Source organism: Terasakiella sp. SH-1 (assembly GCF_004564135.1).
In the GTDB taxonomy this organism is placed as follows: Bacteria; Pseudomonadota; Alphaproteobacteria; order Rhodospirillales; family Terasakiellaceae; genus Terasakiella.
The window spans coordinates 3,750,918-3,776,170 of sequence record NZ_CP038255.1; the positions used below are offsets into that span (position 1 = coordinate 3,750,918).

Genomic DNA, 25,253 nt, shown 5'->3' on the forward strand with positions numbered 1-25,253 from the left:
AGCAAGCAATTAGGCGTGTTTTTGGATGAAATCAGCCATTGCTTTAAGAACAGTTTCTTGAGATTGGTGATGGGGGATATGGGCACAGTCAGGCACCATCAAGGGTGTAGCGGCCCCTGAAGAATTTTCTACAATGGATTGTACTTGTTTTTGGGTACCGTATTCATCCTCAATACCCTGAATGACCAAAAGGGGACATTCAATGTTTGGTAACAGGTTTTCCATATTCCAATGGGCAAAGGCCGGGGTAAGCCAGGTTTCATACCAGCCGCGAAAAGCTTTGTCGGTGTTATCTCCGTGATAGCGTTCCAGTTTTGATTTTAAGTCTGCCTTGAAATAAAGTTCTCCGGCGTCACGGATACCTTTTAAGGTGACATCTTCGACAAAGACATGGGCAGCTTCGGTAATGGCACCAGATAATGAATGGGGGTAATGAGCGGCATAAACCAGTGCAATTGACCCGCCATCACTGTGACCAATCAGAAACGGATTTTTGATACCTGCTTCTGTTAAGACGCTGGGTAAGACATCACGACCTTCACGTTCCAGATAGTCTAGGGGGCGGGGAACCAGGCCAAGGGGGGAAGATTTGCCAAACCCAACGCGTTCATAAACAAAACCGTTTAAGCCACAGGCTTCACAGAGCTTTTCTGGAAAGTCTTTCCATAATTCCAGACAGCCTAACCCTTCATGAAGGAAAACCAGCGTAGGAGAAGCGGTGTTGGTTTGATCAAGGTAAATATGTTTTGTCCGTAAGGTCTGGGACTGAATCTGAATGTTTTGTTCAACGATTTTCAAGGGAGTAGCTCATACTGTTCAATAACTTTGTATGAATATACAACAGTTCGCCTATCGAACAATATGTTTTTAATGGGGGCGGTTTTCAAGAATATCGTTAATGGCCGTCAGCATGTCGTCGGGGCGAAAGGGTTTGGACAGGGCATTTCTGGCCCCGATGCTTTCGGCAAAAGCCAGCGGGTCAAAGCGATGTGAGGTGACGCCGCTCATGGCGATGACGGGAAAAGTGCCATTGATTTCCATGATGGTTTCAAAGCCACCGCGTTTGGGCATGAAAATATCAATAAGGGCAAGATCAATCTGGGTATGTTTCGACAGTTCAAGGGCTTCATCCCCGTCGCTGGCACAAACCGTACGGAAACCTTTCATATCAAGGTAGCATCGCGTACTTTCAAGCACCATTGGGTCATCATCGACAACAAGGATCGTTTTCATTTATTTTCCCATTGATAAAATTTGCGCAGATTATACTGACACGCACGTGATAAAATACATCACCAAAATGGGTGAGGAAACAAAATAAAAGCGTGTAATCTACATTAATGCCACTTGTGGGCGTGGTAGGGTGAAGTAAAATGTTGCGCCTTGCTGAATTTCCGATTCAGCCCAGATTTCTCCACCGTGGCGATGAATAATGCGTTGCACCGTGGCAAGGCCAATTCCAGTGCCTTCGAATTCCTTGGCAGAATGCAAGCGTTGGAAGGGGGTGAAAAGCTTGTCGGCATATTCCATATCAAATCCAGCCCCATTGTCCTGAATGCAATATGTATGTTCCTTATTTACTTCTGTGCAGGAAAAGCTGATTTCTGCTTTTTCTGTCTGACTGGTATATTTCCAGGCATTGGCGAAAAGATTTTCCAGTACGACCCGGATCAGGCGGCTGTCCCCATAGGCATCAAGAGCGGCTGGAATATTCACGCTGATGTTGCGTTCAGTATTTTCCCGGTGGAGTTCTGCGACGACCTCATGGGCAATTTGGGCGATGTTAAAGTCATCTCGCTGCATGTCTCCACGGGTTGTGCGTGACAGTTTCAACAGATCATTGATCAACTGTTCCATTCGTTCGGTCCCATGGTGAACCCGATTAAGATAATGTTGGGCCTGTTGATCAAGCTGGTTGTGGAATTCGTCCTGTAAAATATTGCTAAAGCCACTGATCGTGCGAAGGGGGGCACGCAGGTCGTGGGAGACGGAATAGGTAAAAGCTTCCATTTCCTTGTTGGCGGCTTCCAGTTCACTGGTGCGCTGGCGTACTCGCTCTTCCAGTTTGAGGTTGAGATGGCGAATGGTTGTTTGATTGCGTTTCAGTTCGTCTTCAATCAAAAAGCGCTGTTGCAGGGTATCATCAAAATCAATCAGGATACTGTTTAATTTTCGCACCAGAAGGCCCAGCTCATCATCACGATGACCCAGCGGGATATGCAGATGGGTCTTTCCCGGTTGGTTTGGGTCAATATGTGACAGATTTTGAATGGTTTGCATCACCGGGCGACCCAGGGTGAAGTAAAATAAAAAGCCAAAAAAGATTGCGAGGGCAAAGTTACGCACAATCCCGGTTAAAATGACAAAACCTGCCCGGTCAATAAAATTCTGGGCGATGAGAAAACGATCCACCAGTACTCGCATTTCTCCAATCACCGTTGTCCCTCCAACGGAATAAAGTGCAACGGTATAGAGGTTTTGGTCGGTGCGGATCAATGGCCCCAGCCAGTCCATATTATGTTTAATTTGGGGGCGTTCCAGTGAGGCTAATTGTCGGCCAAAGTCATCATTAATCTGGGCAGAATAGATCGGTTGATATTCAAACAACCCCTTCACCACACGCAAGGCCAGCTCGTTGTTCAGGCTATAGGCCGCCTGGGAAGCCGATTCTTTTGTTGTGTTGAGGACCTGATAAACCGTTTCATCAATGCGTTTTTGTTCGGAATAAAAGTCAAAGATGATTTGGCCGATAGAAATGATGATGCCAAGGATCAGGGCCACGAGAATGGCATTTCTCGTTTGGCGAAAGAACAGCCGATTGCTGAATTTTAAAGCCATAGGTCCCCTGAGCGCGTTTCTTCTTATCCTTATACTTTAGAAGTAAGTGTAGAGGATAAGTGCCAAGGGTGCAATTTGATATATGTACTCCCTGGGATTGCGCCATTTTACAGGAACAATCCCAGGTTCGGGAGTGTATGAAAGTCTTTAGGTCAGTTGCGGGGCAACGCTGTGACCCAGAATGAATTCCTTGACCTTGCCAAAGGCACGGGCCTCCAGCTGGCGCACACGCTCGCGTGAAATGCCATATTCTGCGCCCAGTTCTTCCAGTGTTGGCGGTTCGTCTGACAGATGGCGACGTTCGAAAATATCGCGATCACGCTCATTGAGATTTTCAAGCGCTTCACCGACCACTTCATGACGCAGGGCAGTCAACTGGGTATCACTGGCGATACGTTCCGGGCTGGGGCGGTCATCTTCCAGAAGGTCCTGATGTTCGCCGCCTTCATCAATAGACAGCGGTGCGTTCAGGGACATATCGCGTGAGGCTAAACGGCGGTTTAGGTGCAACACTTCATCAGTTGTCGCATTGGTTTCATTGGCAATGGCCTGGGCCTGATCATCGGTCAGTTCGCCATTATCCATGATTTCCAGTTTGTTTTTAGTGCGACGAAGCGAGAAGAACAGCTTTTTTTGCGCCGCCATTGTGCCCAAACGGACCATGGACCAGCTTTGCAGGATATATTCAGTCACAGAGGCGCGAATCCACCACATGGCGTAAGTGGACAGGCGGAAGCCTTTTTCGGGTTCAAACTTTTTCACTGCTTTCATCAGACCGACGTTGCCTTCTGAAATCAGGTCAGCGACGGGCAGGCCATAGCCTTTATAGCCCATGGCAATTTTGGCAACCAGACGCAGGTGGCTTGTCACCAGTTTGTGGGCGGCATCGACATCGCCGCTGTCGTGGAAACGTTTGGCCAGCATGTATTCTTCATCTGCGCTCAGGATGGGAAATTTCCAGGCTTCGCGCAAATAACTGTTTAAACTGTCACCGGAATCGCTCGGCAATGCGGGCAGATTGGTTGTCAGGACACTCATGTAAAAACTCCCTATTCTCATTTGAGGCGGCAAAGACATATGATCGAAAATAAATCTGCGCCTTTGCCAAACACGCTAAGAACAATGCACGTGTTCAAAAGAAATATGTTTGTGTGTTTTTCCGGTGCATAAAAACTTCATGCACAAGAACCATATCGTCAGTTTTGAGAAGTGAGAGTGAAGTAGGTCACAGTCATGGTCATATCCTTTAAAAGCAATACGATTTTATGTTCACATATTCGTGATCCCCGCCCTTTGGGTCGCCAGATCACCCGAAAAAGCCCCCGAATATGGGCAACTTTCCCGTTATGTTCTTCATTATGGGGATTTTATCTGCCCTGTCAATAATAACTTATTTATTTAGTCGGGCTTTTCTTTTATAAGTCGCAATTATATTGAATTTAATAAGTTTCTGGTTCCCTGCCTGTGCAGGGGGTGGCGAGGTGAAGAATGACCCTACCTATTATTATTGGTATTTCCGGGGCATCCGGTGTGATTTACGGTGTGGAACTATTGCGTGCACTTAAAGATATCGGCCATCCCACCCATCTGGTGGTCAGTGACAGTGCACAAGTCAATTTGGAACTGGAAACCGATGTCTCTTTGGATGAGGTCAAGGCGCTGGCCGATGTGGTGCATGATACCAAAAACATGGGTGCCGCCATTTCCAGCGGGTCCTTCAAGACCAAGGGGATGATCATCGCACCTTGTGCCATCAAGACTTTATCAGGGGTGGCGACATCGGATAATTCCAACCTGCTGATCCGTGCGGCAGATGTTTGTTTAAAAGAACGCCGCCGCCTTGTGATGATGGTGCGCGAAACGCCACTACATAAGGGCCATCTTGAACTCATGGCGAAATGTGCCGATTTGGGGGCGACCATCCTGCCACCTGTGCCTGCCTTTTATCACAAGCCAAAAACGGTGGAAGACATTATCCATCAATCCATTGGCAAGGCGCTGGATCAGTTTGACATTGACCATAATCTGTTTGAACGCTGGAAAGGTGTTTAGAAATATATTGTCGTCCTCGCGTATGCGGGGACCTTTTTCCCCGTTTATTGAGGTCCCCGCGTTCGCGAGGACGACGTATCAATGACCTTCCTGCCCTTACGCCTGTCTAGTTTCTATATCACGATCTTTTTTGTCATTGGCTGCATGTTGCCTTTTTGGCCTGTGTGGTTGCAGGCCCGTGGCATGAATGGGGTGGAGATCGGAATTCTGACGGCCATCCCGGTTCTGGGCAAAGTAATCTTTTCTCCGTTTTTTGCCAGTCTGGGTGATCGGTTGGGGGAGAGAAAACGCCTGATGCTGTTTTTTACAGCGACGTCTTTTTTCTGTTTTGCCGCCTTTTATTTTGTTGAAAGCTTTATTGCCCTTTTCATCGTTTCCTTCCTGTATGGCATGAGCTGGGCGCCGATTATGTCCTTTGGCGATAACATCACCTTGTTATCGACGCGAGGCACCAAGATCCAATATGGTCGCATGCGCCTGTGGGGTTCTCTGAGCTTTATTGCCATGTCCTTTGGGTTTGGCTTTGTGCTGGAAGCGACATCGGAACAGATGATCTATTGGGCGATTCTGGTGTCGATTGTGTTGACCTTGTGTGCGATCTTTGCCTTGCCTGATGTGCGTGTTTCTCCCTTGGGGAAAGCTGGAAAGCCCGTGCGCATGCTTTTAAAGGATCGGAAGTTTCAGCTATTTATGGCAACGGTCGCCTGTATTCATGGTTCACATGCGCTTTATTATGCCTTTGCGACCATTCATTGGCGTAGCCTTGACTATAGTGATGGGTTTATTGGTTTCCTGTGGGGGGGGGCTGTGGTGGCCGAAGTTATCTTCTTTCTTTTTGGGGGGCGCATTGCCACCCGGTTTGCAGCCCCTGTTCTTTTAATGCTTGCCGCTTTTTCCAGTATGGTTCGTTGGGCCGTCTTGGCCCATGATCCTGCTATGTCGGTTCTTTTAATCGTTCAGACTCTCCATGCCTTTAGTTTCGGGGCGATGCATCTTGGGGCCATGTCGTTTATCAAAGAGGCGGTGGCTGTGGATTTATCAGCCACGGCACAAAGCTTATATGGGGCTTCTGCCTTTGGGGTCGGGGGCGGTGTGACCTTGCTGTTTGCGGGATATTTTTACGAAATGCTGGGGGCGCAGGCGTTCATCATTATGAGTATGATGGGGCTTATGGGTATGCTTCTTGGGGTTTGGTTACACAGGCAAAAAGTTTGATCTATATGTGACTTATTTCACTGTTTGGTAATATACTGTCCCTTACAGTAGGCTTGAGATAAATTGTAAGGATATGGGGTCATGGAACTGTGGCAGCGTTTTAAAAAGCCGATTTTGGCAGTTGGCATCATTGTAGCCGCCATTATTATTTTCGCCGCGTTAAAAGCGACCAAACCCCAGACACCGTTAAAAGAAGTCGAAGAACGGTTTTGGCCGATTAAGGTACAGACGGTCAGCTTTGGCGATGTAAGCCCCACTTTACGCAGTTTTGGTGAAATCCGCGCCGGCCGGGAGGCCGAACTTCGTGCTCAGGTATCGGGTACGGTGATTGCCGTGCATGAGGATTTAGGTGATGGTGCCTTGGTTCATGCAGGGGACGTGTTGGTTACGATTGATGCCTTTGATTATCTCGCTACAGAAAAAGAACGCCACGCTGATCTTAAGGAAGCCGAGGCCCGACTGGAAGAATTCAAGACCATGTTGGCAGGCGAAGAAAAACTGCTGCCCGTTGATCAAAAGCAGGTCACATTGGCCGCACGTGAGGTTGAGCGCCAACGTAAACTGGTGAAACGTAAGGCGGTGAGTAAAAAATCCTTTGATGATGCCCAGACCAATTTGAATGATCGTAAACAGAAATTGTTGATCCGCGAACAATCCATTGCGCGTTATAAATCTCAGGTCATTCAGGCTGAATCCAGTGTGGAAAAAGCCCAAACGGCCTTAAGCAAAGCCCAGCGTGATGTGGCCGATACCCAGCTCAAAGCACCGTTTGATGGTTTTCTCACCCAGACAGATGTGACGGCGGGCAAGCAGGTGTCTACATCGGACCGTCTGGGCCGTTTGATCTCGCTGGAACGTTTGGAAGTCAGCTTCCATGTGAGCGAGGCTGATTATGCCCGGCTTACCCGGCAAAATGATTTAAAGGGGCGCAATGTCACGGTGCATTTACGCCGTGGTGAAAAAATGTTGCCCTTTGAGGCTAAGGTGATCCGCATTGATGCCCGTGTGGATGCGGCCACAGGGGGGCGCAATGTGTTTGCTGCCTTGTCCGGGTTGAAACTGAGTACGGACTTGCGCCCCGGCTTGTTTGTAGAAGTCGCGATCCCTGATGAAACCTATCAAAATGTGGTGAGCCTTCCGGCTATGGCCGTGCATGACAATCGCTATGTTTATATCGTGACGGATGAACGCCTGTATCAGCGCGAGGTCAAGGTTGTCGTGCGCGATGGTGATCGGGTTTTGGTCAGTGATGGGTTAAGCGCAGATGAACGTGTGGCTGTGACCCGTTTTGCTGAAATGGGCACGGGTGTGAAGGTAGCGGTGAAATGACCGGGGGACATAACGAAAGCCGTATCAATCTGGTTAGCCTGTTTACACGGCACCGCACGGCACCTAATCTGTTGATGTTTTTGATGATCCTGCTGGGCGTGGTGTCCTTGATGCGCCTGAACGTGCAGTTCTTTCCGAGCTTCGGCATTGATGTGGTGTCTGTCAGTGTGAAATGGTCAGGCGCGGGGGCCGAAGATGTCGATGCCAATATTGTGCAGGCTTTGGAGCCGGAGCTGCGTTTTTTGGATGACGTCAAACATGTAAAATCCACGTCTAATGAAGGATCAGCCTCAATTTCCATTGAGTTTGAGGCAGGCACGGAAATGCAAACGGCCCTATCCAATGTGGAAACGGCCATTTCCGGGGTGACGACCTTACCAGAAGATAGCGAAAAACCTGTGATCAAACGGGTGGTGCGCTATGAGCCGATTACGCGTTTGTTGTTGAGCGGTCCTTATCCGGAAAGTGCACTTAAAGCCATGGCGAAATCCATGCGGGATGATCTTTTGGCGCGTGGGGTGGATAAGGTTGACCTGATCGGGGCGCGTGATGAAGAAATTTGGGTGGAAGTCCTGCCTGAAACCCTGCGCCGTTTGGATATGACCATTGATGATATTGCCACGCGGATTGCGCAGATTTCTCAGGATATTCCGGCGGGTGAAACAGGCGGGGCACAGGCCAAACAAATCCGGGGCCTTGGTGAGGTCAAAACCGCAGACGGGGTGGCCGATATCGAAATATTGGCTCGCCAAAGTGGGGAAAAGCTGGCACTCGCTGATATTGCCACTGTGTCTGAACAGTTTGATGAAGATGGGGTGGAGGTTCGTTATCAAAAAACACGCGCTATTGAATTACAGGTGCGTCGTTCCACTACCGCCGATGCGTTGGAAGTGGATGAAATTGTCACGAAATTCCTCAATGAGACACGTCCAACATTGCCGTCAAACCTGCGTCTGGATCAATATGAAATTCAGGCAAACCTAATTAAGGATCGCATCAATCTGTTGCTGGATAACGGTCTGTCCGGTCTTGTGCTGGTGTTGGCAATCTTATTCCTGTTCTTAAATACCCGTGTGGCCTTTTGGGTGGCCGCAGGTATTCCGGTTTCCTTGCTGGCGACCATGTTTGTCATGAAACTGTCGGGTCAATCCATTAATATGGTCAGCCTGTTCGGTTTAATCATGGCCATCGGGATTGTGGTGGATGATGCGATTGTGGTGGGTGAACATTCTGAAAGTCTGCGCCGTCGCGGTTTAAGCCCGGTTGAGGCGGCAGAGCGTGGTGCGTTGCGCATGCTGACGCCTGTTTTTGCCTCTAGTCTGACGACCATTGCCGCCTTTATGCCGCTTCTGGCGATCTCTGATATTATGGGGCAAATTATTGCAGCCATTCCCTTTGTTGCCATCTCGGTGATTATCGCCAGCTTGATTGAATGTTTCTTCATTCTACCCGGCCATATGCGTCATGCGTTGAAAGGCAAGCCGGAAGAAGCGCATGGATTTCGCCTTAAATTTAATGAGAAGTTCAATCATTTTCGTGATGTGAAATTTGCCGCCCTGATCCATTGGGTGTTGACTTATCGCTATGTCACTCTCTCCATTGCGCTTGCCTTTCTCATCATCAGTTTCGGCCTTGTGGCAGGTGGGCGTTTGGGCTTTCAGTTCTTTAAGGGACCGGAAGCCGAGCGCATTTATGCCAGTGTGGAAATGGTGGCTGGAACGCCGCGTTCAGAAACGCAAATTATGGTTGATGAGCTGGAACGCGCCCTTTATGAGGCGAATGAGGAACTGGGTGGGGATTTGATCAAAACCCATGTGGCGAAAATCGCCACCAAAGTGTCGACAGGAAAAGGTGCAGGCGGGGCATCTAACAGTGACCATCTTGGCGGGATTTATGTGGAACTGGTGGAATCGGACAAACGTGATATTCGCACGGCAGAATTTCTGGCTGTTTGGCGCAAGCATCTGGACCAAAAGGCAGGTTTGCAAAAACTGACCCTGATCCCGGCTCAAGCGGGTCCACCGGGGCGTGATGTGGATATTCGTATCAATGGCGATGATATTCAAAACCTTAAACGTGCGTCAAATGAAGTGCAGGATTTGCTCAAACGCTACCCCGGTGTTTCGGCCATCGAAGATGATCTGCCTTATGGCAAGGAAGAGGCCATTTTGGAACTGACACCTCATGGGCAAGCTTTGGGCTTTACCACACAGGATGTAGCCCGTCAGGTGCGCGACAGTTTTGATGGGGCCGTTGCCAAACGTTTCCCGCGTGGGGATGAAGAAGTCTTGATCCGGGTGCAGTTTGATCGACGCTATATTTCCTCAACCCAGCTTGATCAGCTTTATTTGCGCAGCCCATCAGGGGCCGAAGTGCCGTTAAGTCAGGTTGCAACCCTGCGGGCTAAAACCGGTTTTGCCACGGTGAAGCGTGAAGATGGCACCCGTCAGGTTTCCATTACGGGGGAGCTGAATAAATCAGCGACCAGTACGGGCAAAGTGATTGAAGCCTTAACGCGTGATGGCATTGAGAAGATTGCGGCCAAACATAAGGTCACTGTGTCTTTTGCCGGAAAGGCGGAAGAACAAAAACGTACTTTTCGCGATATGCTGACAGGTGTGGTGGTTGGTTTTAGTGCCATCTATATTATTTTGGCTTGGGTCTTTTCCAGCTATTCCAAACCGATTGTAGTTATGTCGGTCATCCCCTTTGGTTTTGTTGGGGCGGCTTTTGGTCATTTTATCATGGGCTATGACCTGACAATCCTCAGCCTTGTGGCGCTGGTGGGCTTAAGCGGGATTGTGATTAATGATTCCATCATTCTGGTTTCAACGGTGAAAGAGCACCTTGATATGGGGGAAGAGGCCCTGACGGCGATTGCACGCGGGACCATTGAACGCTTGCGTGCCGTGATCCTGACATCAGCGACCACCATTGGCGGGTTGACGCCTTTGATGTTTGAAACCAGTTTGCAGGCACAATTTCTTATTCCCATGGCGATTACCCTTGTCTTTGGTTTGATGGTGGCAACCTTGTTGGTTTTGGTTGTGGTCCCTGCGCTTTTGGCTGTGTTGATTGATCTAAAGAATTTGCGCCAAGGGATTCCTTTTTTTAAGAAAACCGTCTAGTGTGTGGATCTCTGTCGTCCTCGTGTAAAGCGGGGACCTTTATCCCTTTTGAAAAAGATCTCGCATCACGGGCGAGATGACGTCATGGATGTAATATGAGCGCCCTTACAGACAGCCCCGCCTGGCAAGCCCTTTTGGCCCATCATCGCGAGATTGAGCCACTGCATATGCGTGACTTGTTTGCGCAAGATACCATGCGGTTTGAAAAATTCTCTGTGCGCTCCAGTGGGTTGTTGCTGGATTATTCCAAGAATCGTATCACTGAAAAAACCATGGAATTGTTGAGCACTCTGGCTCGTCAGTGTGGAGTTATTGAGGCACGTGATCATATGTTTGCAGGTGATCACATTAATTCCACCGAAGACCGCGCCGTTTTCCATGTGGCCCTTCGCAATCGCTCAGAACGTCCCATGAAAGTGGATGGGCGCGATGTGATGCCCGATGTGCGTGCTGTGCTGAATCAAATGCGCCGTTTTACAGAGGCGGTGCGCCGGGGGGAATGGCAGGGCATTACCGGGCGGCCGATTAAAACCGTGGTGAATATTGGTATTGGCGGGTCGGACCTTGGGGTGATTATGGCGCTCCAGTCTTTGCGCAGTTACCAACGTGATGATTTGTCCCCACGTTTTATCTCTAATGTGGATAGTTCCCACCTTGTGGAAACCTTGCGCAATCTTGACCCAGAAACCACGCTTTTTATTGTGGCGTCAAAAACCTTCACCACGCAGGAAACCATGCTCAATGCCACCTCGGCACGCTCCTGGCTGGTGAAACGTTTGGGCAGCGAGGCAGTGCGCAAACATTTTGTTGCGGTCTCTACCAACGAAGAAAAAGTGGCCGACTTTGGGATCGACCCGGATTATATGTTCCCGTTTTGGGATTGGGTCGGGGGGCGTTATTCCACCTGGTCAGCCATCGGTTTGGCAATTGCGCTGGTCATTGGTATGGACAAGTTTGAAGAAATGCTGGAAGGTGCTCATGCGATGGATGAGCATTTCCGCACCGCACCACTGGAAAATAACATGCCGATTATTATGGCTTTGCTGGGTGTGTGGTATGCCAACTTCTTTGGCTGGTCCACCCATGCGGTGCTGCCTTATGATCAGTATCTCACGCGTTTTCCGCAATATCTCCAGCAACTTGATATGGAAAGCAACGGCAAGCGTGTGGACTTGCAAGGTCGTCCTGTCGATTATTCCACCGGACCGATTTTGTTTGGTCATGCGGGCACCAATGCGCAGCATTCCTTTTTCCAATTGTTGCATCAAGGCCAGCAGGACTGTTCCATGGACTTTATCGGGGTGGCGAATAATCATCACCCCTTGCGCGAACATCAGACCATTTTACTCTCTAATTTTCTGGCGCAGACCAAGGCCCTCATGCTGGGAAAAACTGAAGAAGAGGTGCGCGCAGAATTGCACGCCAAGGGCATGGGTGAGGCTGAGATTGACAAAATTGCCCCGCATAAGACGTTTCCCGGTAACAAACCAACCAATTCAATTGTTTTGCCGCTGGTAACGCCTTTTACTGTGGGCCAGCTCCTTGCTCTTTATGAACATAAGGTTTTTGTGCAGGGCATTTTGTGGAACATCAATTCCTTTGACCAATGGGGCGTGGAACTGGGTAAAGAACTGGCCTGTGGCATTGTGCCCAAACTGATGGGGGATGAGGAAATCATGAATGAGGATGCTTCGACCGCTGGCTTGCTGCGTTATATGAAGCGTTTGAAAAAGGAATTCATTTAGTCATGGGTATTCGTCTTCTCCCCCAAACCCTGATTAACCAAATCGCCGCTGGTGAAGTGGTGGAACGCCCGGCGTCTGCTATGAAAGAGCTGGTGGAAAATGCCATTGATGCAGGGGCAAGTAAAATTGATGTGGTGATGAAAGAAGGTGGGCGTGTGTTGCTGTCTGTCACCGATGATGGGTGCGGCATGGGACCAGAGGAACTGGAATTGGCGGTTCAACGCCATGCCACGTCTAAAATCCCCGATGAAGACCTGTTTAACATTGGTACCCTTGGCTTTCGGGGCGAAGCATTGCCTTCCATTGGCTCCGTTGCACGTATGTCCATTACGTCGCGGACAGAAGAGGCCGACAATGCCTGGATGATCCGTGTCGAAGGCGGTGAAAAAGAAGGCCCGGAACCTGCCGCACATCCTCAGGGCACACGGGTGGAGGTGCGTGATTTGTTTTTTGCCACCCCAGCACGCCTTAAATTTCTGAAAGCCCCGCGTACTGAGTTGAATCATGGGTTGGACATGATGAAGCGGCTGGCTATGTGCCATCCCGAAATTGGCTTTACCTTGTCAGATGGGGTGCGCAGTCTTCTTAAACTGCCCGCCAGTCATGGCGATTTATTTGAAGCCATGCTGGAACGGCTGCGCGGTATTATGGGGCGTGATTTTGCCGAAAATGCTATCCCGATTGAGGCGGAACGCGATAATGTACGCCTGACGGGTCATGTGAGTTTGCCGACACTCAATCGGGGAAATAATGCCCTGCAATTTTTCTTCGTCAATGGGCGTCCAGTGAAGGACAAGCAGCTTTATGGCGCGGTGCGCGCAGCTTATCGCGACTTTCTGGCGCATGATCGGTATCCGCTTTTGGCCCTGTTTATTGAACTGCCACCACGTGCGGTGGATGTAAACGTGCATCCGGCCAAGGCTGAAGTGCGTTTTCGCGATGCCCAAGGGGTGCGTGGCTTGATAGTCTCTGCCTTGAAACAAGCTTTGGGCGGGGTGGGGCATTTGGCCTCAACCACTGTGAGTGAAGAGGCGCTGGCTTCCATGCAGGCCCCGCGTGAGATGGATCCGCAAGCTGTGGAAATGGCCCGTGCGATTACCTCGCGCCCCGCAGGTGGGGGCTTTGGTCATTATCGTCCAGACCCGATGCCCAGCCAAGGGATGCGCGAAGCTGCGGCTGGTTTTCAGGCCCCGTTAAGTGGGCTGGAGGCCCCGCCCCAAGCCGATGTGCGTGAATCCTCAGATGTGGCCATGCCGGAAAATACCGAACAATACCCCCTTGGCGTGGCTCGTGCGCAATTGCATGAAACCTATATCGTTGCCCAAAGTGGTGATGCCATCATTATGGTTGATCAACATGCCGCCCATGAACGTTTGGTCTATGAAAAGATCAAACAGGATTTGGAAGATAATGGGGTAAAGCGTCAAGGCTTGCTCATCCCCGAAGTGGTCGAACTGGATGAACCTGATGCTGATCGCTTGGTGGCTCGTGCTGCGGAATTGGAAGAAATGGGGCTGGTGCTGGAAAACTTCGGTTCCGGTACAGTCGTGGTGCGTGAAGTGCCTGCCATGCTCGGGGCCAAGGTGGATGTGCAGGGATTGGTGCAGGATGTGGCCGATAGCTTGGCCGAAGTCGATGAAGCTATGGCGTTAAAAGATAAACTGATGGATGTATGTGGCTCTATGGCCTGTCATGGGTCGATCCGCGCTGGACGTCGCCTGACGCTGGAGGAAATGAACGCCCTGTTGCGCGAAATGGAAGCCACCCCACATTCCGGCCAATGCAAACACGGCCGACCGACCTATGTTGAATTAAAGCTAAAAGATATTGAACGGCTGTTTGGACGAAGTGGTTAGGGCGTAAACTCATAAAATACATCCCGTCCCTTACGGGATTTCCCCAAAATATAGGCATTACTGCGTTAAAGTCTTTTGAAAGTACAAGTACTTCCTGCAAGCCTTTGCCTTGTCTTGCCTATATTTTGGGGAAACCAAAGCAAGTCTATTTTATGAGTTTACGCCCTAAGATCGCGTCCGAAAATGGCGAGTATGATTGTCATGAAACGGTTAAATTAACTTTATCACGATAAAGGAGAAGGCCGTGGATATGCAGATGCGCCTGTTGGACTGGGTTTTATTGTTTTTGTTGTCCCTGATTTGGGGCGGGTCGTTTTATTTTACTGAAATTGCCTTACAGGAAGTGACGCCTTTGGTCACGGTTTGGGCGCGTGTGGGGCTGGCAGCGCTGATGTTGTGGCTTTTCTTGTACTTTAAAGGGGGGAAAATCCCGAAAGACAAGAAACTATGGGTGGCGTTACTGGTGATGGGGGTTTTAAATAATGCGATTCCGTTCAGTTTGATTGTCTGGGGGCAAGTTGCCATCAGTGGTTCTTTGGCATCAATCTTTAATGCAACGACACCGCTGTTTACGATTATCCTTGCCCAGTTTCTAACAAGTGATGAAAAACTCAGCCCGCGAAAATTTCTGGGACTTATATTGGGGTTCTGCGGCGTGGTTTTCATGGTTGGGATTGAGGCCCTAAACGGTTTATCCGGCGTTGTCTGGGCGCAAGTTGCGATTTTGCTGGCCGCTGTTTCTTATGGTTTTGCCGCCATTTGGGGGCGACGTTTTAAAGGGGTCGATCCGATGGTCACGGCTTGTGGGCAGGTGACGTGTTCCGGGCTTGTGATGACACCTCTTGCACTGGTGTGGGGCTTTCCCCAAGGATATTTTGTCCCGTCTTCTGATGTTTTGTGGGCGCTTGGTCTGATTGCTTTGTTATGTACGGTGCTGGCTTATATTCTTTATTTTAAAATTTTGGCGACCAGTGGGGCAACGAATTTGATGTTGGTGACGTTTCTGGTTCCCTTAAGTGCGATTGTCTTAGGCAGCAGTTTGTTGGGCGAACGTCTGGAAGGAAATCAGATTGCAGGCATGCTGGTGGTTTTGCTCAGTCTGTTGCTGATTGATGGACGCTTGTTCCATGTTTTTTCAAGTTTTCGCAATAGGCGCAAAAGTCGCACGGGTTAATTGGGCAAGATCAGAGGGAGACAGTTCAATTTCCAGTCCCCGCTTACCTGCGCTGACAAAAATAGTGTCAAACTTTTGGACACAATCATCAATCAGGGTGGGAAGTTGTTTTTTCTGCCCCAGTGGGCTGACACCGCCAAGGACATATCCGGTCGTGGATTGAACTTTTTTGGCATCAGCCATGGTGACTTTCTTGGCTTTTAAGGCTTTGGCGGCTTGTTTCAGGTCAAGCATGCCTGCAACCGGCACGACACAAACGCATAATTGGCCTTGTTCTGTTGCAACCACCAGCGTTTTGAAGACTTGCTTTACATCCAGCCCCAGTTTTTCAGCAGCTTCTTCTCCATAAGAATTTGCAGTTGGATCATGTTCATATTGATGTAGCTCAAAGACAATTTTCTTTTTTTTCGCCAAATTAATTGCAGGTGTCATGGAAGTGGGACCGCCGAAGAAATTTCAAACAATTAATGTTTGAACCGAAATGAAACCGAGATCAAGGATCACGTAAATGAAAAAAATGATTACTCTTTCCCTCGCTTTTGGTGTTGCTGTTGCTTTATCTGCGCCAGCGTTTGCAGATGGGGCCACTGTTTTTGCGGATACATGCAGTGGCTGTCACGGTGAAGATGGGAAAGGGGCTGAGGGAATGGTTGGTGTTCCCGACTTTACAAAGTCACCGGCCATTTGGGCCAAAAGTGATGATGAACTGACACAATCCGTGATCACTGGAATTGAAAAGCCGGGGGCAGAAGTCACCATGCCGCCGCGTGCTGGCGATGACGAATTAACAGATGCGCAAATTAAGGAAACGGTTGTTTATATGCGAAATACATTCGCAAAATAATCAGGGTTACTTTTAAAACAAGGCGCATCGTGGTTTTCATGATGCGCCTTTTTGTTTTTAACTTGTCGATGATATAGCGACTGTCCTATGCTCTTTATTAACGAAAAGGCCACAAGGCCCATGACATAAAACGGGGGATCGGCGATATGAACAGGCAAGCCCATTGGGGGCAGTATATCCTCTTTATTCTGGCACTCTTGCTGGTGAGCAGCCCTGTGCAGGCCGAACTGAGCTTTGATCAATTTTATAAAAAGCACGGGGCAGTCGTTTTATTGATTGCACCGGGGTCTGGGCAAATTGTTGATGCCAATCCGGCGGCCAGCGAGTTTTATGGCTTTAGTCTGGATGAGCTGCGTTCCATGGGGATTCAAGATATCAATGCGTTGACCCGTGAGGAAGTGGCTGAAGAACGTCAACGGGCCAAGGCGGAAAAACGAAATTTCTTTATTTTCCGGCACCGCCTTAAAGACGGTCGCATCAAAACGGTTGAGGTCCATTCCAACCCTTATGAATATCAGGGTAAGACGGTCTTGATCTCCATTATTCATGATATTTCAAAGCTGCGCGAAATTCAGGATGACCTGTGGCATTATCAAACCCAGCTTGAAAATATGGTGGATCGTCAAACAGCTGAACTGATTAAGACCCATCAGTGGACGGTCAGTTATTTGGTTGTTGGTATTTTGCTGCTCTCAGGCTTGAGTATTGCCTTGTTTATCGCGGTTCGAACGCAACGCCAGGCTAAAGAGCAGGCCAAGAAAGAACATAGACAGCTTGAAGAAATTATCTGGAGTACGCAGGTTGGCACATGGGAATGGAATGTGCAAACCAACGAGGTGCAGATTAATGATCGTTTTGCTGAGATGCTGGGTTATCAGCAGAGCGAACTTTTACCGTTAAGTTTGCAGACATGGACGGATAATACTCACCCGCAGGATTTGGCTGTTGCGCAAGCCTTGATTGAAGAAACCTTTGCGAACAAACGAGATCATTACGAAACGGAATTTCGCATGATCTGTAAAGATGGCCGTCATATCTGGGTGGCCTCCAAGGGCAATGTGGTGGAATGGTCCCCTGATGGGAAGCCGGTGCGCATGTCTGGGACACATGCCGATATTACCCATAAGAAAAAACTGGAAACAGACTTGATGGCTGCAACCAAGGCGGCGGAAGCGGCCAATTTGGCAAAAAGTGAATTTTTGGCAACCATGAGCCATGAATTGCGTACTCCGATGATGGGGATTCGTGGTGTGTTGGAATTACTGCGTGAAAATAAGGCGGTGAAGCCGACAGAAGAAGGGTTGCTGGATGATTTGGATGAATCATCGCGCACGCTAATGGCTTTGCTCGACGATATTCTTGACCTGTCAAAGATTGAGGCGGGGCAGCTACAACTGGATGTTCATGCCTGGGAGCCTGCCAAGATTGTTGAAAGCATTGTTCATTTGTTTATCCCAAGTGCACAAAAGAAAGAAATTCAGCTGACAACCAATGCGCTGGAATATGCTGATTACTGGTGTCGGATTGATGACATTCGTATCCGCCAGATTATTTCCAACCTTGTCAGTAATGCGGTGAAATTTACTCCTGAGGGGACGGTTCATGTCGGGGTGACGATTGAACCGGATGGGGAAAAAGATACGCTTATCATTGCGGTGAAAGACAGTGGGATTGGTATTGCGCAGGATAAACTGGAGTCGATTTTTCAGCGTTTTCAACAGGCAGATCAAAGCACAACCAAGAAATATGGCGGCACCGGATTGGGGCTGGCGATTTCTCACGAATTAAGTGAGATGATGGGCGGGGTCTTGAGTGTGGAAAGTGAACTGGGGAAGGGGACTGTTTTCAGTTTAAGCCTGCCTGTGACCCCGGCACAAAAACCGCATGATCATCAAACCGTGCAAAAGATACTGAAGCCGTTGAAAATTTTGATGGCGGAAGATAATCCGATCAATCAGAAAGTCGTGACTTCCATGCTCAATCGCCATGACCATCAGGTTCTGGTCGCCAATAATGGACGAGAAGCTGTGGAAATGGCAGCGCAGGATCATTTTGATCTGGTGTTGATGGATATTCAAATGCCGGAAATGGATGGGATGGAGGCGGCACGTCGTATCCGCCAGTCCGATGGCCCAAATGCAAAAAAACCGATCATTGCCTTTACCGCAGATGCCATTAAAGAACATCGCCAGCATTTTCTGGATGCCGGGATTGATGCGGTGGTGATTAAACCAGTCAAGTTTGAGCGATTGTTTGAAGAAATCTCAAAACTGCTGGAGCGTTAAACCCCATCGCCCATTTTGCGGAGGCTGATTGAAATATCCACATTGGCCGCTGGATTCTGGACGCCAAATTTTTCGGTAAATTCTTTCAGGGTTTGACCCGTCCATTTTTTATAAATTTGGTCGATTTCCCCATTGGTAAGTAAACGGCCCAGATTGGTATCCCAGGACAGAGCCAGTCGCTTTTGCTCAATATGAAACCCCGTATATTGCGGATCAACGCGGACAGGGGGCATCAGGGCACGCACGCCATAAGCTTTGCCTTTTAAGGCATTTTGGGCCCAGAAATAGTCTTCAAGATAAACATCGGCCCGTTTATGATCGACCATTTTAAAGCCACGAAAATCATCCTGTTCACTATCGGATTTATCACGGTAGTTCATGATGTTCCATCCCGTGAAATTATTGATTTCATCCGGATATTCATAGAGGTCCACTTTTAACCAGGTCTTGTCATTGAAATCTTCAAGGGAAGTAAAACGTTCCAGTGGATCATCAGTATGAACATAAGCTGTCAGGACCCAGAACAGGGCATAATTACGCCCGATAACCACCCCTTCGTCATAATGGGTCACACCGACAATAGCGTCATATTCCCCTTTTTTCACACCATTCATGCAACGGCTAAAGGGAATGATGTCGAACTTTAAGGGGCGGTTGAGCTGAGCGCTAATGGCATGGGCCATATCTACAGCAATACCGACAGGCTGGTCCTGCTCATTCTTCATCGCATAATAAGGCGGCCATGATTCCGTACAGACCCGAACAGGCTGTTCATCTTCTGCCCATGCCAGAGTATGGGCTAGAAACAGAAAACAAGAGATAAGGATAAAAAGGATGCCGCGTTTCATGAGACTACTTACAATTATAATTCAATTGTTGAGTAGCAATGGTACGGGTACACGCTATAATCGTCAATTGCCTGAAAAGATAAGCTGGCGACCCCGAGAGGATTCGAACCTCCGACACCAGGATTAGGAATCCTGTGCTCTATCCTGCTGAGCTACGGGGCCGCATGGGGGCAAACTAGCAAGTGAAGCTCAAAATGCAAGGGGTTTAGGGCTTAATGGCTGGCAAAAGTTTTTGTCCCTTGGGAGCCGAACAGAATGGTGTCGTATTTGTCTTTATGTTCGCCCTGTTCCATACCGGGGGAGCCGATGGGCATGTTGGGAACAGACAGGCCCTTGGCTTGTTTGGGTCGCTCTTCAAGCAGGCGTTTGATGTCGTTGGCCGGGACATGGCCTTCGATTACATAGCCGTCTACAATGGCGGTGTGACAGGATTCAAGTTGGGTGGGAACACCAAGCAGGCGTTTAACAGCGGCCATATCGTCTTGCAGGATTTCTTCAACCTTAAAACCATTTTGGCGCAAATGCTCACTCCAGGCCGTACAGCATCCGCAATAAGGTGATTTAAACACTTTGATCTGTGTTGCATGGGCACTTGTCGCTGCGGTGAGTAACAAGAGACTGAGGGCGAGGCAGGTGGTTTTCAGCTGTATCATGTTTAGGCGTCCTGATTTGTGGTTTCTGATATTTAAACGGTAAAATAAGGTGTAATTGTGTCTTTCCAGTTGGTGAAACCTTTGAAAAAAGATAGAACAGCATCATGACAATGATACGCCCGGTGGTTCTGGCTGGGGGGGATGGATCGCATGTGCATCCATCGTCCAGTCCTGCAACCCCCAAACAATTTCAGCCTCTTTTTGATGAAGACAGCCCGTTTCAAGATACGATGGAGCGGGTGAACGGGCCGGAGTTTTCATCACCCCTTGTTTTTGCCCCACAGGCACTGGCTGGTTTGGTGCAGGAGCAATGCGATGAAATTGCTCTTGAGTACGAGGCTTTATTGCTGGAAAAAGCAGGATCGCAAAAAGCTGCATCAATTGTGACAGCTGCGCTTTGGGCGGAGAAACGGGGGGAAACGAACCCGTTACTGGTTTGCCCCGCAGATCATTATATTGCTGATCCTTATGCGTTCATGCGGGCGGTGGGGGATGCGATCCACACAGCCCAGCAAGGATATCTGGTTGCCTTTGGCACTGTTGCAGATCGGGCGCAGGGGGATTATGGCTATCTTGAAGTTGGCCTGCGTCTTCATACGGAATATAGCGGCCACCATGTGGAGTGTTTTATGAACAAACCGGGGACTGAGCAGGCTGAAGCCCTTTTGGCGCAGGGGCGTTTTGTCTGGAATACGGGCATAGTATGTTTTACGCCTGACATAGTGTTGGCTGAAATAGAAAAATGTAATCCGCACTATCTGGCCGCTTGCCGCCAAATGCTGGAAGGTGGTGATCTTCTGGATTATGCGGTCTGTTCGGACCTGTCACTGGAACAGGTTATGCTGGAACACAGCGGGAATTTAGCGGTGGTTTCCTTGTTAAGTGCTTGGTCTGATTTGGAAAATATTCATCGCTTGGAGCTAATGGGCGAGTGATTTAAAGGCTTGTGTCGCATTGATCAGCGCGGCACGAATGCCGGATTCAAGCGCAGAATGGCCCGCATCAGGCACCACAATAAACTGGGCTTTTTGCCAGCAGTTGGAGAGATGTTCAGCCGTTATGGGCGGGCAGACCACATCATAGCGCCCCTGAACGATAATGCAGGGCAGGTGGATGATGCGGTGGATTTGATTGATCAGGTAATCTTCTTCCATAAAGAAGTTATGTTTAAAATAATGAGCTTCCAGTCGGGCAAGGCACAGGGTGCTGAGCGGATCTGGATGGCCGCTGCCATGATAGGGTAGAAGGGTGGCGCAAGACTCCTCATAAGAGGACCAGGCATGGGCGGCGGGAAGGTGGATTTCCGGGTCCGGGTCATTAAGACGGCGGATATAACTGTTCAGGATATCGTTGCGTTCCTCTTTGGGGAGAAAGGTGCGAAAGGCTCGTGCGGCTTCGGGCTGAAAGGTCCCCATGTGATGGAGGAACCAGTCACATTCATAAGACTGGCCCATAAAGATACCACGCAAGATAAAACCGCTACAGCGATCTGGATGGGCAACGCCGTAAGCCAGGGCCAGTGTACTGCCCCAGGACCCGCCGAAAATAAACCAGCGATCAATATGGAGAAACAGACGCAGCTGTTCCAGGTCAGCAATCAAATGATCGGTGGTATTATGTTCAATTGAGGCCGTAGGTGTGGAGCGACCACAGCCCCGTTGATCCAGTAAAATAATGCGGTAGTGATGAGGATCAAAAAAACGACGGTGAATGGAAGAGCACCCCGCGCCGGGTCCGCCATGTAAAAATAAAATAGGTGTACCACTGGGATTGCCGCATTCCTCCCAATAAATCTGATGGTCATCACCAACATCTAACATGCCGGACTGGGTGGGAACAATGGCTGGAAAAAGGTCGGACCCGCGGGTAAAAGGCATTTGTTTTTAATCTTTTATCAGTTCGAGTTGGCTGGGGTGTGTTGGTGCTATCATAGGACCATTCTGTTCAAAAACCCAGCCGCGAATGCGTACATTATGTCCTTTTAATGTAGGGAGGCTCAAACCAAATGCACGAAAAATCTTTTGCTCTTTTTTGGTCATCTTAATGGTGAAGTCATCACGCCAGTTGGATCCAAAGTTTAAATAGGTGGTTCCCTTGATTTCAGCCACATTGATCACCTGTCCCTCAATAATGGCAAATTTCCCTGTGGGGATTTGATCGCTCAGGGCGCTGAGGGAGGCAGGTTTTTCCAGTTGATAGAGGTCGCGCATGAAACGCTCTTCACCAGAATAGGGAAAGGGGGGCGCCTGACCTTTTCTGACCAGTTCCCCTTGTAGCCAACGACCGTCTTTTAGATAGATATGTCCAGCTTTGCGACCGTATCTGTCAGGCTTTTCAGACAGAAGATGGACCCGTATACGATCGCCGGGAGACAGGTAATCATAAAGGGTGTGATTGTTAGGGGCATAAAGTAACCCGGCCAAACGAACAGGGCCTGTTTTTTTCAGGTTCATTTCATAAGGAAGGGTAAGCGAGAGGACTGTATCTGAGAAAGTTTGCGCGATTGCCCCCTTGACCCCAACAAAGATTAGCCCCACAAAAACAGCAAGGATAAATTTGATCGGGGCAAAAGGAATGAACCGTTTCACGCTGCTTGCCATTATGATTACGCTGGGCCTGTTGTTGGTATTGGGACAGATGGGCCGCATGGGACTACTCAATTAAAAAAGAAGATGACATGACAACGCCTTACACTCAATTGGAAAAGAAATTTAAACGGCTGAATATTTTGGGCGATTGTGCCGGGATGTTGCATTGGGATATGGCAACCATGATGCCGCGCGGTGGGGCTGAGGCACGCGCTGAACAGTTGGCCTTGCTGGCAACCATGAGCCACGCCATGATGGTTGAAGACGAGATGGCCGATTTGCTGAACCAGGCTGAAGATGATGGTGATCTTAATGAGTGGCAGCAGGCGAACCTGCAGGAAATGCATCGTGCCCATACCCATGCCACAGCCCTTGATGAAGAGCTGGTGGAGGCTTTTTCACGGGCGAAATCAACCTGTGAGCAGGTTTGGCGTGAAGCGCGCCCCAATGGGGATTTTAAAAGCGTGGTGCCCGCTTTAAAGGAAGTCTTGAACCTGACGCGCCAAAAGGCACAAGCCAAATCACAAAAATTGAATTGCAGCCTTTATGATGCTTTGCTGGATGCCTATGAACCCGACGGCAAAGCTGTTGAAATTGACGAAATTTTTGCAAAGCTGGAGGCATTCCTACCCGGTTTTTTACCGGAGGTGCTGGAAAAACAAAAGCAGATGTCTTTTGACAAACCGCAAGGCCCCTTTGATCTGGACAAGCAAAAGGAACTGGGCCTGTCTTTTATGACAGCGCTGGGGTTTGATTTTGATCATGGTCGTTTGGATGTCAGCCTTCATCCTTTTTGTGGAGGGATTCCAGATGATGTGCGTTTGACCACACGTTATGATGAAGATGATTTTACCTCTGCCCTGATGGGGGTGCTCCATGAAACGGGCCATGCGCTTTATGAACGGGGGTTGCCGGTTGAATGGCGCGACCAACCTGTTGGTGCTGCGCGTGGTATGAGCATTCATGAAAGCCAATCGTTGTTGGTGGAAATGCAAGTCTGTCGTTCAGATGCTTTTTTGACATATGCTGTGCCCAAAATGACCCAGGCTTTTAAGGGGCAGGGGAGTGCCTGGTCTCTTGATAATTTCATCAATCTTTATCGTCAGGTCAAACCGGGTTTCATTCGGGTCGATGCTGATGAGGTCACATATCCGGCCCATGTAATTTTACGCTATAAGCTGGAACGTGCCTTGATCGAGGGGGAGATGGAAGTTGAAGATATTCCGGCCAGCTGGAATGAGATGATGCAAAAACTCTTAGGCATTACCCCGCCCAGTGATCGTGAAGGCTGCTTGCAGGATGTGCATTGGTATGACGGGGCCTGGGGCTATTTTCCAACTTATACGCTGGGGGCGATGAGTGCGGCGCAAATTTATGGCGCAGCGGAGCGAGCACTCCCAACGTTGGAAGGTGATATTGAAAAAGGTGATTTTTCAGGGTTGATGAACTGGTTAAAGGTGAATGTGCATTCTTTGGGCTCAAAACTTTCCACGCAAGAACTGATGAAGAAAGCCACGGGGAAAGCCCTTGATCCAGATGTGTTTATTACACATCTTAAGAAAAGATATTCATAAAGAAAGCAAGGTAGGCGTGTGATGCATAAACGGATTGTGGAAAAGAATCTCAAGACGCTGGATGCAGAACGGGCCAATTATTTTAGTGATGTTGTCGGTTATCTTGAAGATTTGCCGGAAACACAGGATTTCCCCAATCTGGTTTATCTGGCTTTGAAAGATATTCTTGATGTCGCGCCGACCTATATTGAAAGAAAAGCCTTTGCCCTGTTGTTGTTGAAATTTGTGCGCCATCATCAAGGCGAACTCCAGAAGATCATTTTTGATAAGGAGTATCTGTATGATGAAAATGTTCTGCGCAGTGTGACCGGGAAATTAATTGAGGCCATTGTCGATCAGACCATCCAAGGCTACGAAGAAGGCCATATTGATACAGGGGAACCCGTGATCCAGAAATTTACCTATCCTTACCGTGCCCTTGATCTTGTCGACCCCGATGATGAAGAGGCGTATGAAGAAGCACTGGAAGAAGACCGCCGCCGTCAGTCCCGTTATGTGGGGCCGGAACGCCGCCGTCGCTAGGGTGAAAAAAGGAGTTTACCTCGAGCTCTTAAGAGTTCTATAGTGGATTCAACGAAGCATTTTTGAGCAAGTGGGCCTTTATGGATATTATGGACACCTTACGTTATGACCGTTGGATCGAAGACGCCTTAAAAAGCGTTGTGCGCAAGGCGCTGACTTATTGTCAGGAACACGGTCTTCCGGGGGAACATCATTTTTATATTACTTTTGCGACAGATCATCCTGATGTGATTATGCCGTCTCATTTGCGTGAACAATATCCCGAAGAAATCACGGTTGTGATTGAACATGAATTCTGGGATCTGGAAGTGACAGCAGATTATTTCGGTGTCGCTTTAAGTTTCAGTGATGTGAAAACACCGATCCATGTTCCCTTTGATGCCGTGACAGGGTTTGCAGACCCCAGCGTGAAGTTCGGCCTTCAGTTTAAAATGGAAACTGTGGAAGACGAACTTGAGCTGGATGAACTTCCTCTTGAAGAAAGTGAACCTGTGCTGGAAGAGGTCTCTTCTAAAAGTGATGATGACGAGAATAAAGATAACGTCATTGCGCTGGATGCCTTTCGCAATAAAAAATAATTCCCTTGGGCTGAACGCGTTTCA

At 48.9% G+C, this 25,253-nt stretch carries 22 protein-coding genes and 1 tRNA gene; 13 read left to right on the forward strand and 10 right to left on the reverse strand.

Going from position 1 to position 25,253, the window contains the following annotated elements; all coding sequences use genetic code 11:
* Nucleotides 1-9 precede the first annotated feature (9 nt).
* The 4 genes from E4K71_RS17735 to rpoH form a co-directional block, all read right to left on the reverse strand.
* On the reverse strand, nucleotides 10-798 hold the full coding sequence (locus E4K71_RS17735) for an alpha/beta hydrolase (RefSeq protein WP_135081871.1): 789 nt from the start codon (nucleotides 796-798) through the stop codon (nucleotides 10-12).
* A 69-nt stretch (nucleotides 799-867) separates the two neighbouring features.
* Nucleotides 868-1,233 (reverse strand): response regulator, encoded by a 366-nt coding sequence (locus E4K71_RS17740; protein WP_135081872.1) that lies wholly within the window; start codon nucleotides 1,231-1,233, stop codon nucleotides 868-870.
* A 99-nt stretch (nucleotides 1,234-1,332) separates the two neighbouring features.
* A complete protein-coding gene (locus E4K71_RS17745; protein ID WP_135081873.1) occupies nucleotides 1,333-2,838 on the reverse strand; it encodes an ATP-binding protein in 1,506 nt (501 codons plus the stop codon).
* A 147-nt stretch (nucleotides 2,839-2,985) separates the two neighbouring features.
* Entirely contained in the window at nucleotides 2,986-3,876 is an 891-nt protein-coding gene (rpoH, locus tag E4K71_RS17750; RefSeq protein WP_135081874.1) for an RNA polymerase sigma factor RpoH, read from the reverse strand.
* Between the two features lie 450 nt (nucleotides 3,877-4,326).
* On the opposite strand from rpoH, the gene E4K71_RS17755 reads away from it, so the two are divergent.
* The 7 genes from E4K71_RS17755 to E4K71_RS17785 all read left to right on the forward strand — a co-directional run bounded on the left by E4K71_RS17755 (nucleotide 4,327) and on the right by E4K71_RS17785 (nucleotide 15,337).
* A complete protein-coding gene (locus tag E4K71_RS17755; RefSeq protein WP_135081875.1) occupies nucleotides 4,327-4,890 on the forward strand; it encodes a UbiX family flavin prenyltransferase in 564 nt (187 codons plus the stop codon).
* An 81-nt stretch (nucleotides 4,891-4,971) separates the two neighbouring features.
* Entirely contained in the window at nucleotides 4,972-6,105 is a 1,134-nt protein-coding gene (locus E4K71_RS17760) for an MFS transporter (RefSeq protein WP_135081876.1), read from the forward strand.
* 81 nt (nucleotides 6,106-6,186) lie between these two features.
* Nucleotides 6,187-7,434, forward strand: a complete 1,248-nt coding sequence (locus E4K71_RS17765; RefSeq protein ID WP_135081877.1) for an efflux RND transporter periplasmic adaptor subunit — start codon at nucleotides 6,187-6,189, stop codon at nucleotides 7,432-7,434.
* Entirely contained in the window at nucleotides 7,431-10,562 is a 3,132-nt protein-coding gene (locus tag E4K71_RS17770) for an efflux RND transporter permease subunit (protein WP_135081878.1), read from the forward strand. Before E4K71_RS17765 ends, E4K71_RS17770 begins: the two co-directional genes overlap by 4 nt.
* Nucleotides 10,563-10,657: 95 nt before the next feature.
* Nucleotides 10,658-12,307, forward strand: coding sequence for a glucose-6-phosphate isomerase (pgi, locus tag E4K71_RS17775; RefSeq protein WP_135081879.1), 1,650 nt, complete (start codon nucleotides 10,658-10,660; stop codon nucleotides 12,305-12,307).
* A gap of 2 nt (nucleotides 12,308-12,309) precedes the next feature.
* Nucleotides 12,310-14,163: a DNA mismatch repair endonuclease MutL gene (gene mutL, locus E4K71_RS17780; protein ID WP_135081880.1), complete on the forward strand. Its 1,854-nt coding sequence runs from the start codon at nucleotides 12,310-12,312 to the stop codon at nucleotides 14,161-14,163.
* Between the two features lie 250 nt (nucleotides 14,164-14,413).
* Complete coding sequence (locus E4K71_RS17785) at nucleotides 14,414-15,337, forward strand: DMT family transporter (RefSeq protein WP_135082125.1); 924 nt, start codon at nucleotides 14,414-14,416, stop codon at nucleotides 15,335-15,337.
* Here E4K71_RS17785 and ybaK read toward each other — a convergent pair.
* Nucleotides 15,299-15,769 (reverse strand): Cys-tRNA(Pro) deacylase, encoded by a 471-nt coding sequence (gene ybaK, locus E4K71_RS17790; protein WP_135081881.1) that lies wholly within the window; start codon nucleotides 15,767-15,769, stop codon nucleotides 15,299-15,301. The genes E4K71_RS17785 and ybaK overlap by 39 nt on opposite strands.
* Before the next feature lie 76 nt (nucleotides 15,770-15,845).
* Here ybaK and E4K71_RS17795 point away from each other — a divergent pair, with 76 nt between their 5' ends.
* Both E4K71_RS17795 and E4K71_RS17800 read left to right on the forward strand, forming a co-directional pair.
* Nucleotides 15,846-16,181 carry a cytochrome c gene (locus E4K71_RS17795; RefSeq protein WP_135081882.1) on the forward strand — a complete coding sequence of 112 codons (336 nt, stop codon included), beginning with the start codon at nucleotides 15,846-15,848 and terminating at the stop codon, nucleotides 16,179-16,181.
* 146 nt (nucleotides 16,182-16,327) lie between these two features.
* Nucleotides 16,328-18,466 (forward strand): hybrid sensor histidine kinase/response regulator, encoded by a 2,139-nt coding sequence (locus E4K71_RS17800; protein WP_135081883.1) that lies wholly within the window; start codon nucleotides 16,328-16,330, stop codon nucleotides 18,464-18,466.
* Here E4K71_RS17800 and E4K71_RS17805 read toward each other — a convergent pair.
* The 3 genes from E4K71_RS17805 to E4K71_RS17815 all read right to left on the reverse strand — a co-directional run bounded on the left by E4K71_RS17805 (nucleotide 18,463) and on the right by E4K71_RS17815 (nucleotide 19,967).
* The gene (locus tag E4K71_RS17805) at nucleotides 18,463-19,314 is read right to left on the reverse strand and encodes a transporter substrate-binding domain-containing protein (protein ID WP_135081884.1); all 852 of its coding nucleotides are present in this window, start codon (nucleotides 19,312-19,314) and stop codon (nucleotides 18,463-18,465) included. The two genes, E4K71_RS17800 and E4K71_RS17805, sit on opposite strands and share 4 nt — an antisense overlap.
* An 85-nt stretch (nucleotides 19,315-19,399) precedes the next feature.
* Nucleotides 19,400-19,476 (reverse strand) — tRNA-Arg (locus tag E4K71_RS17810).
* A gap of 50 nt (nucleotides 19,477-19,526) precedes the next feature.
* The gene (locus E4K71_RS17815; RefSeq protein WP_135081885.1) at nucleotides 19,527-19,967 is read right to left on the reverse strand and encodes a DUF411 domain-containing protein; all 441 of its coding nucleotides are present in this window, start codon (nucleotides 19,965-19,967) and stop codon (nucleotides 19,527-19,529) included.
* 104 nt (nucleotides 19,968-20,071) lie between these two features.
* Between E4K71_RS17815 and E4K71_RS17820 the strand changes: the two genes are divergently transcribed.
* Entirely contained in the window at nucleotides 20,072-20,902 is an 831-nt protein-coding gene (locus E4K71_RS17820) for a sugar phosphate nucleotidyltransferase (protein WP_135081886.1), read from the forward strand.
* Here the strand turns inward: E4K71_RS17820 and pip are convergent.
* Together pip and E4K71_RS17830 are read right to left on the reverse strand one after the other, a co-directional pair.
* On the reverse strand, nucleotides 20,888-21,844 hold the full coding sequence (pip, locus tag E4K71_RS17825) for a prolyl aminopeptidase (protein WP_135081887.1): 957 nt from the start codon (nucleotides 21,842-21,844) through the stop codon (nucleotides 20,888-20,890). The genes E4K71_RS17820 and pip overlap by 15 nt on opposite strands.
* Before the next feature lie 6 nt (nucleotides 21,845-21,850).
* Nucleotides 21,851-22,555, reverse strand: coding sequence for a hypothetical protein (locus E4K71_RS17830; protein WP_135081888.1), 705 nt, complete (start codon nucleotides 22,553-22,555; stop codon nucleotides 21,851-21,853).
* A gap of 89 nt (nucleotides 22,556-22,644) precedes the next feature.
* Here E4K71_RS17830 and E4K71_RS17835 point away from each other — a divergent pair, with 89 nt between their 5' ends.
* The 3 genes from E4K71_RS17835 to E4K71_RS17845 all read left to right on the forward strand — a co-directional run bounded on the left by E4K71_RS17835 (nucleotide 22,645) and on the right by E4K71_RS17845 (nucleotide 25,229).
* A complete protein-coding gene (locus tag E4K71_RS17835; RefSeq protein WP_135081889.1) occupies nucleotides 22,645-24,129 on the forward strand; it encodes a carboxypeptidase M32 in 1,485 nt (494 codons plus the stop codon).
* 21 nt (nucleotides 24,130-24,150) lie between these two features.
* Nucleotides 24,151-24,651, forward strand: coding sequence for a hypothetical protein (locus tag E4K71_RS17840; protein WP_135081890.1), 501 nt, complete (start codon nucleotides 24,151-24,153; stop codon nucleotides 24,649-24,651).
* Between the two features lie 80 nt (nucleotides 24,652-24,731).
* Nucleotides 24,732-25,229 carry a ClpXP protease specificity-enhancing factor SspB gene (locus E4K71_RS17845; protein ID WP_240796847.1) on the forward strand — a complete coding sequence of 166 codons (498 nt, stop codon included), beginning with the start codon at nucleotides 24,732-24,734 and terminating at the stop codon, nucleotides 25,227-25,229.
* Nucleotides 25,230-25,253 lie beyond the last annotated feature (24 nt).

Excerpts from the sequence above, each read along its gene's own strand:
- E4K71_RS17740 (WP_135081872.1), bottom strand. The coding sequence starts at position 1,233 with ATGAAAACGATCCTTGTTGTCGATGATGACCCAATGGTGCTTGAAAGT.
- E4K71_RS17745 (WP_135081873.1), bottom strand. The coding sequence starts at position 2,838 with ATGGCTTTAAAATTCAGCAATCGGCTGTTCTTTCGCCAAACGAGAAAT.
- rpoH (WP_135081874.1), bottom strand. The coding sequence starts at position 3,876 with ATGAGTGTCCTGACAACCAATCTGCCCGCATTGCCGAGCGATTCCGGT.
- E4K71_RS17755 (WP_135081875.1), top strand. The coding sequence starts at position 4,327 with ATGACCCTACCTATTATTATTGGTATTTCCGGGGCATCCGGTGTGATT.
- E4K71_RS17760 (WP_135081876.1), top strand. The coding sequence starts at position 4,972 with ATGACCTTCCTGCCCTTACGCCTGTCTAGTTTCTATATCACGATCTTT.
- E4K71_RS17765 (WP_135081877.1), top strand. The coding sequence starts at position 6,187 with ATGGAACTGTGGCAGCGTTTTAAAAAGCCGATTTTGGCAGTTGGCATC.
- E4K71_RS17770 (WP_135081878.1), top strand. The coding sequence starts at position 7,431 with ATGACCGGGGGACATAACGAAAGCCGTATCAATCTGGTTAGCCTGTTT.
- pgi (WP_135081879.1), top strand. The coding sequence starts at position 10,658 with ATGAGCGCCCTTACAGACAGCCCCGCCTGGCAAGCCCTTTTGGCCCAT.
- mutL (WP_135081880.1), top strand. The coding sequence starts at position 12,310 with ATGGGTATTCGTCTTCTCCCCCAAACCCTGATTAACCAAATCGCCGCT.
- E4K71_RS17785 (WP_135082125.1), top strand. The coding sequence starts at position 14,414 with ATGCAGATGCGCCTGTTGGACTGGGTTTTATTGTTTTTGTTGTCCCTG.
- ybaK (WP_135081881.1), bottom strand. The coding sequence starts at position 15,769 with ATGACACCTGCAATTAATTTGGCGAAAAAAAAGAAAATTGTCTTTGAG.
- E4K71_RS17795 (WP_135081882.1), top strand. The coding sequence starts at position 15,846 with ATGAAAAAAATGATTACTCTTTCCCTCGCTTTTGGTGTTGCTGTTGCT.
- E4K71_RS17800 (WP_135081883.1), top strand. The coding sequence starts at position 16,328 with ATGAACAGGCAAGCCCATTGGGGGCAGTATATCCTCTTTATTCTGGCA.
- E4K71_RS17805 (WP_135081884.1), bottom strand. The coding sequence starts at position 19,314 with ATGAAACGCGGCATCCTTTTTATCCTTATCTCTTGTTTTCTGTTTCTA.
- E4K71_RS17815 (WP_135081885.1), bottom strand. The coding sequence starts at position 19,967 with ATGATACAGCTGAAAACCACCTGCCTCGCCCTCAGTCTCTTGTTACTC.
- E4K71_RS17820 (WP_135081886.1), top strand. The coding sequence starts at position 20,072 with ATGACAATGATACGCCCGGTGGTTCTGGCTGGGGGGGATGGATCGCAT.
- pip (WP_135081887.1), bottom strand. The coding sequence starts at position 21,844 with ATGCCTTTTACCCGCGGGTCCGACCTTTTTCCAGCCATTGTTCCCACC.
- E4K71_RS17835 (WP_135081889.1), top strand. The coding sequence starts at position 22,645 with ATGACAACGCCTTACACTCAATTGGAAAAGAAATTTAAACGGCTGAAT.
- E4K71_RS17840 (WP_135081890.1), top strand. The coding sequence starts at position 24,151 with ATGCATAAACGGATTGTGGAAAAGAATCTCAAGACGCTGGATGCAGAA.
- E4K71_RS17845 (WP_240796847.1), top strand. The coding sequence starts at position 24,732 with ATGGATATTATGGACACCTTACGTTATGACCGTTGGATCGAAGACGCC.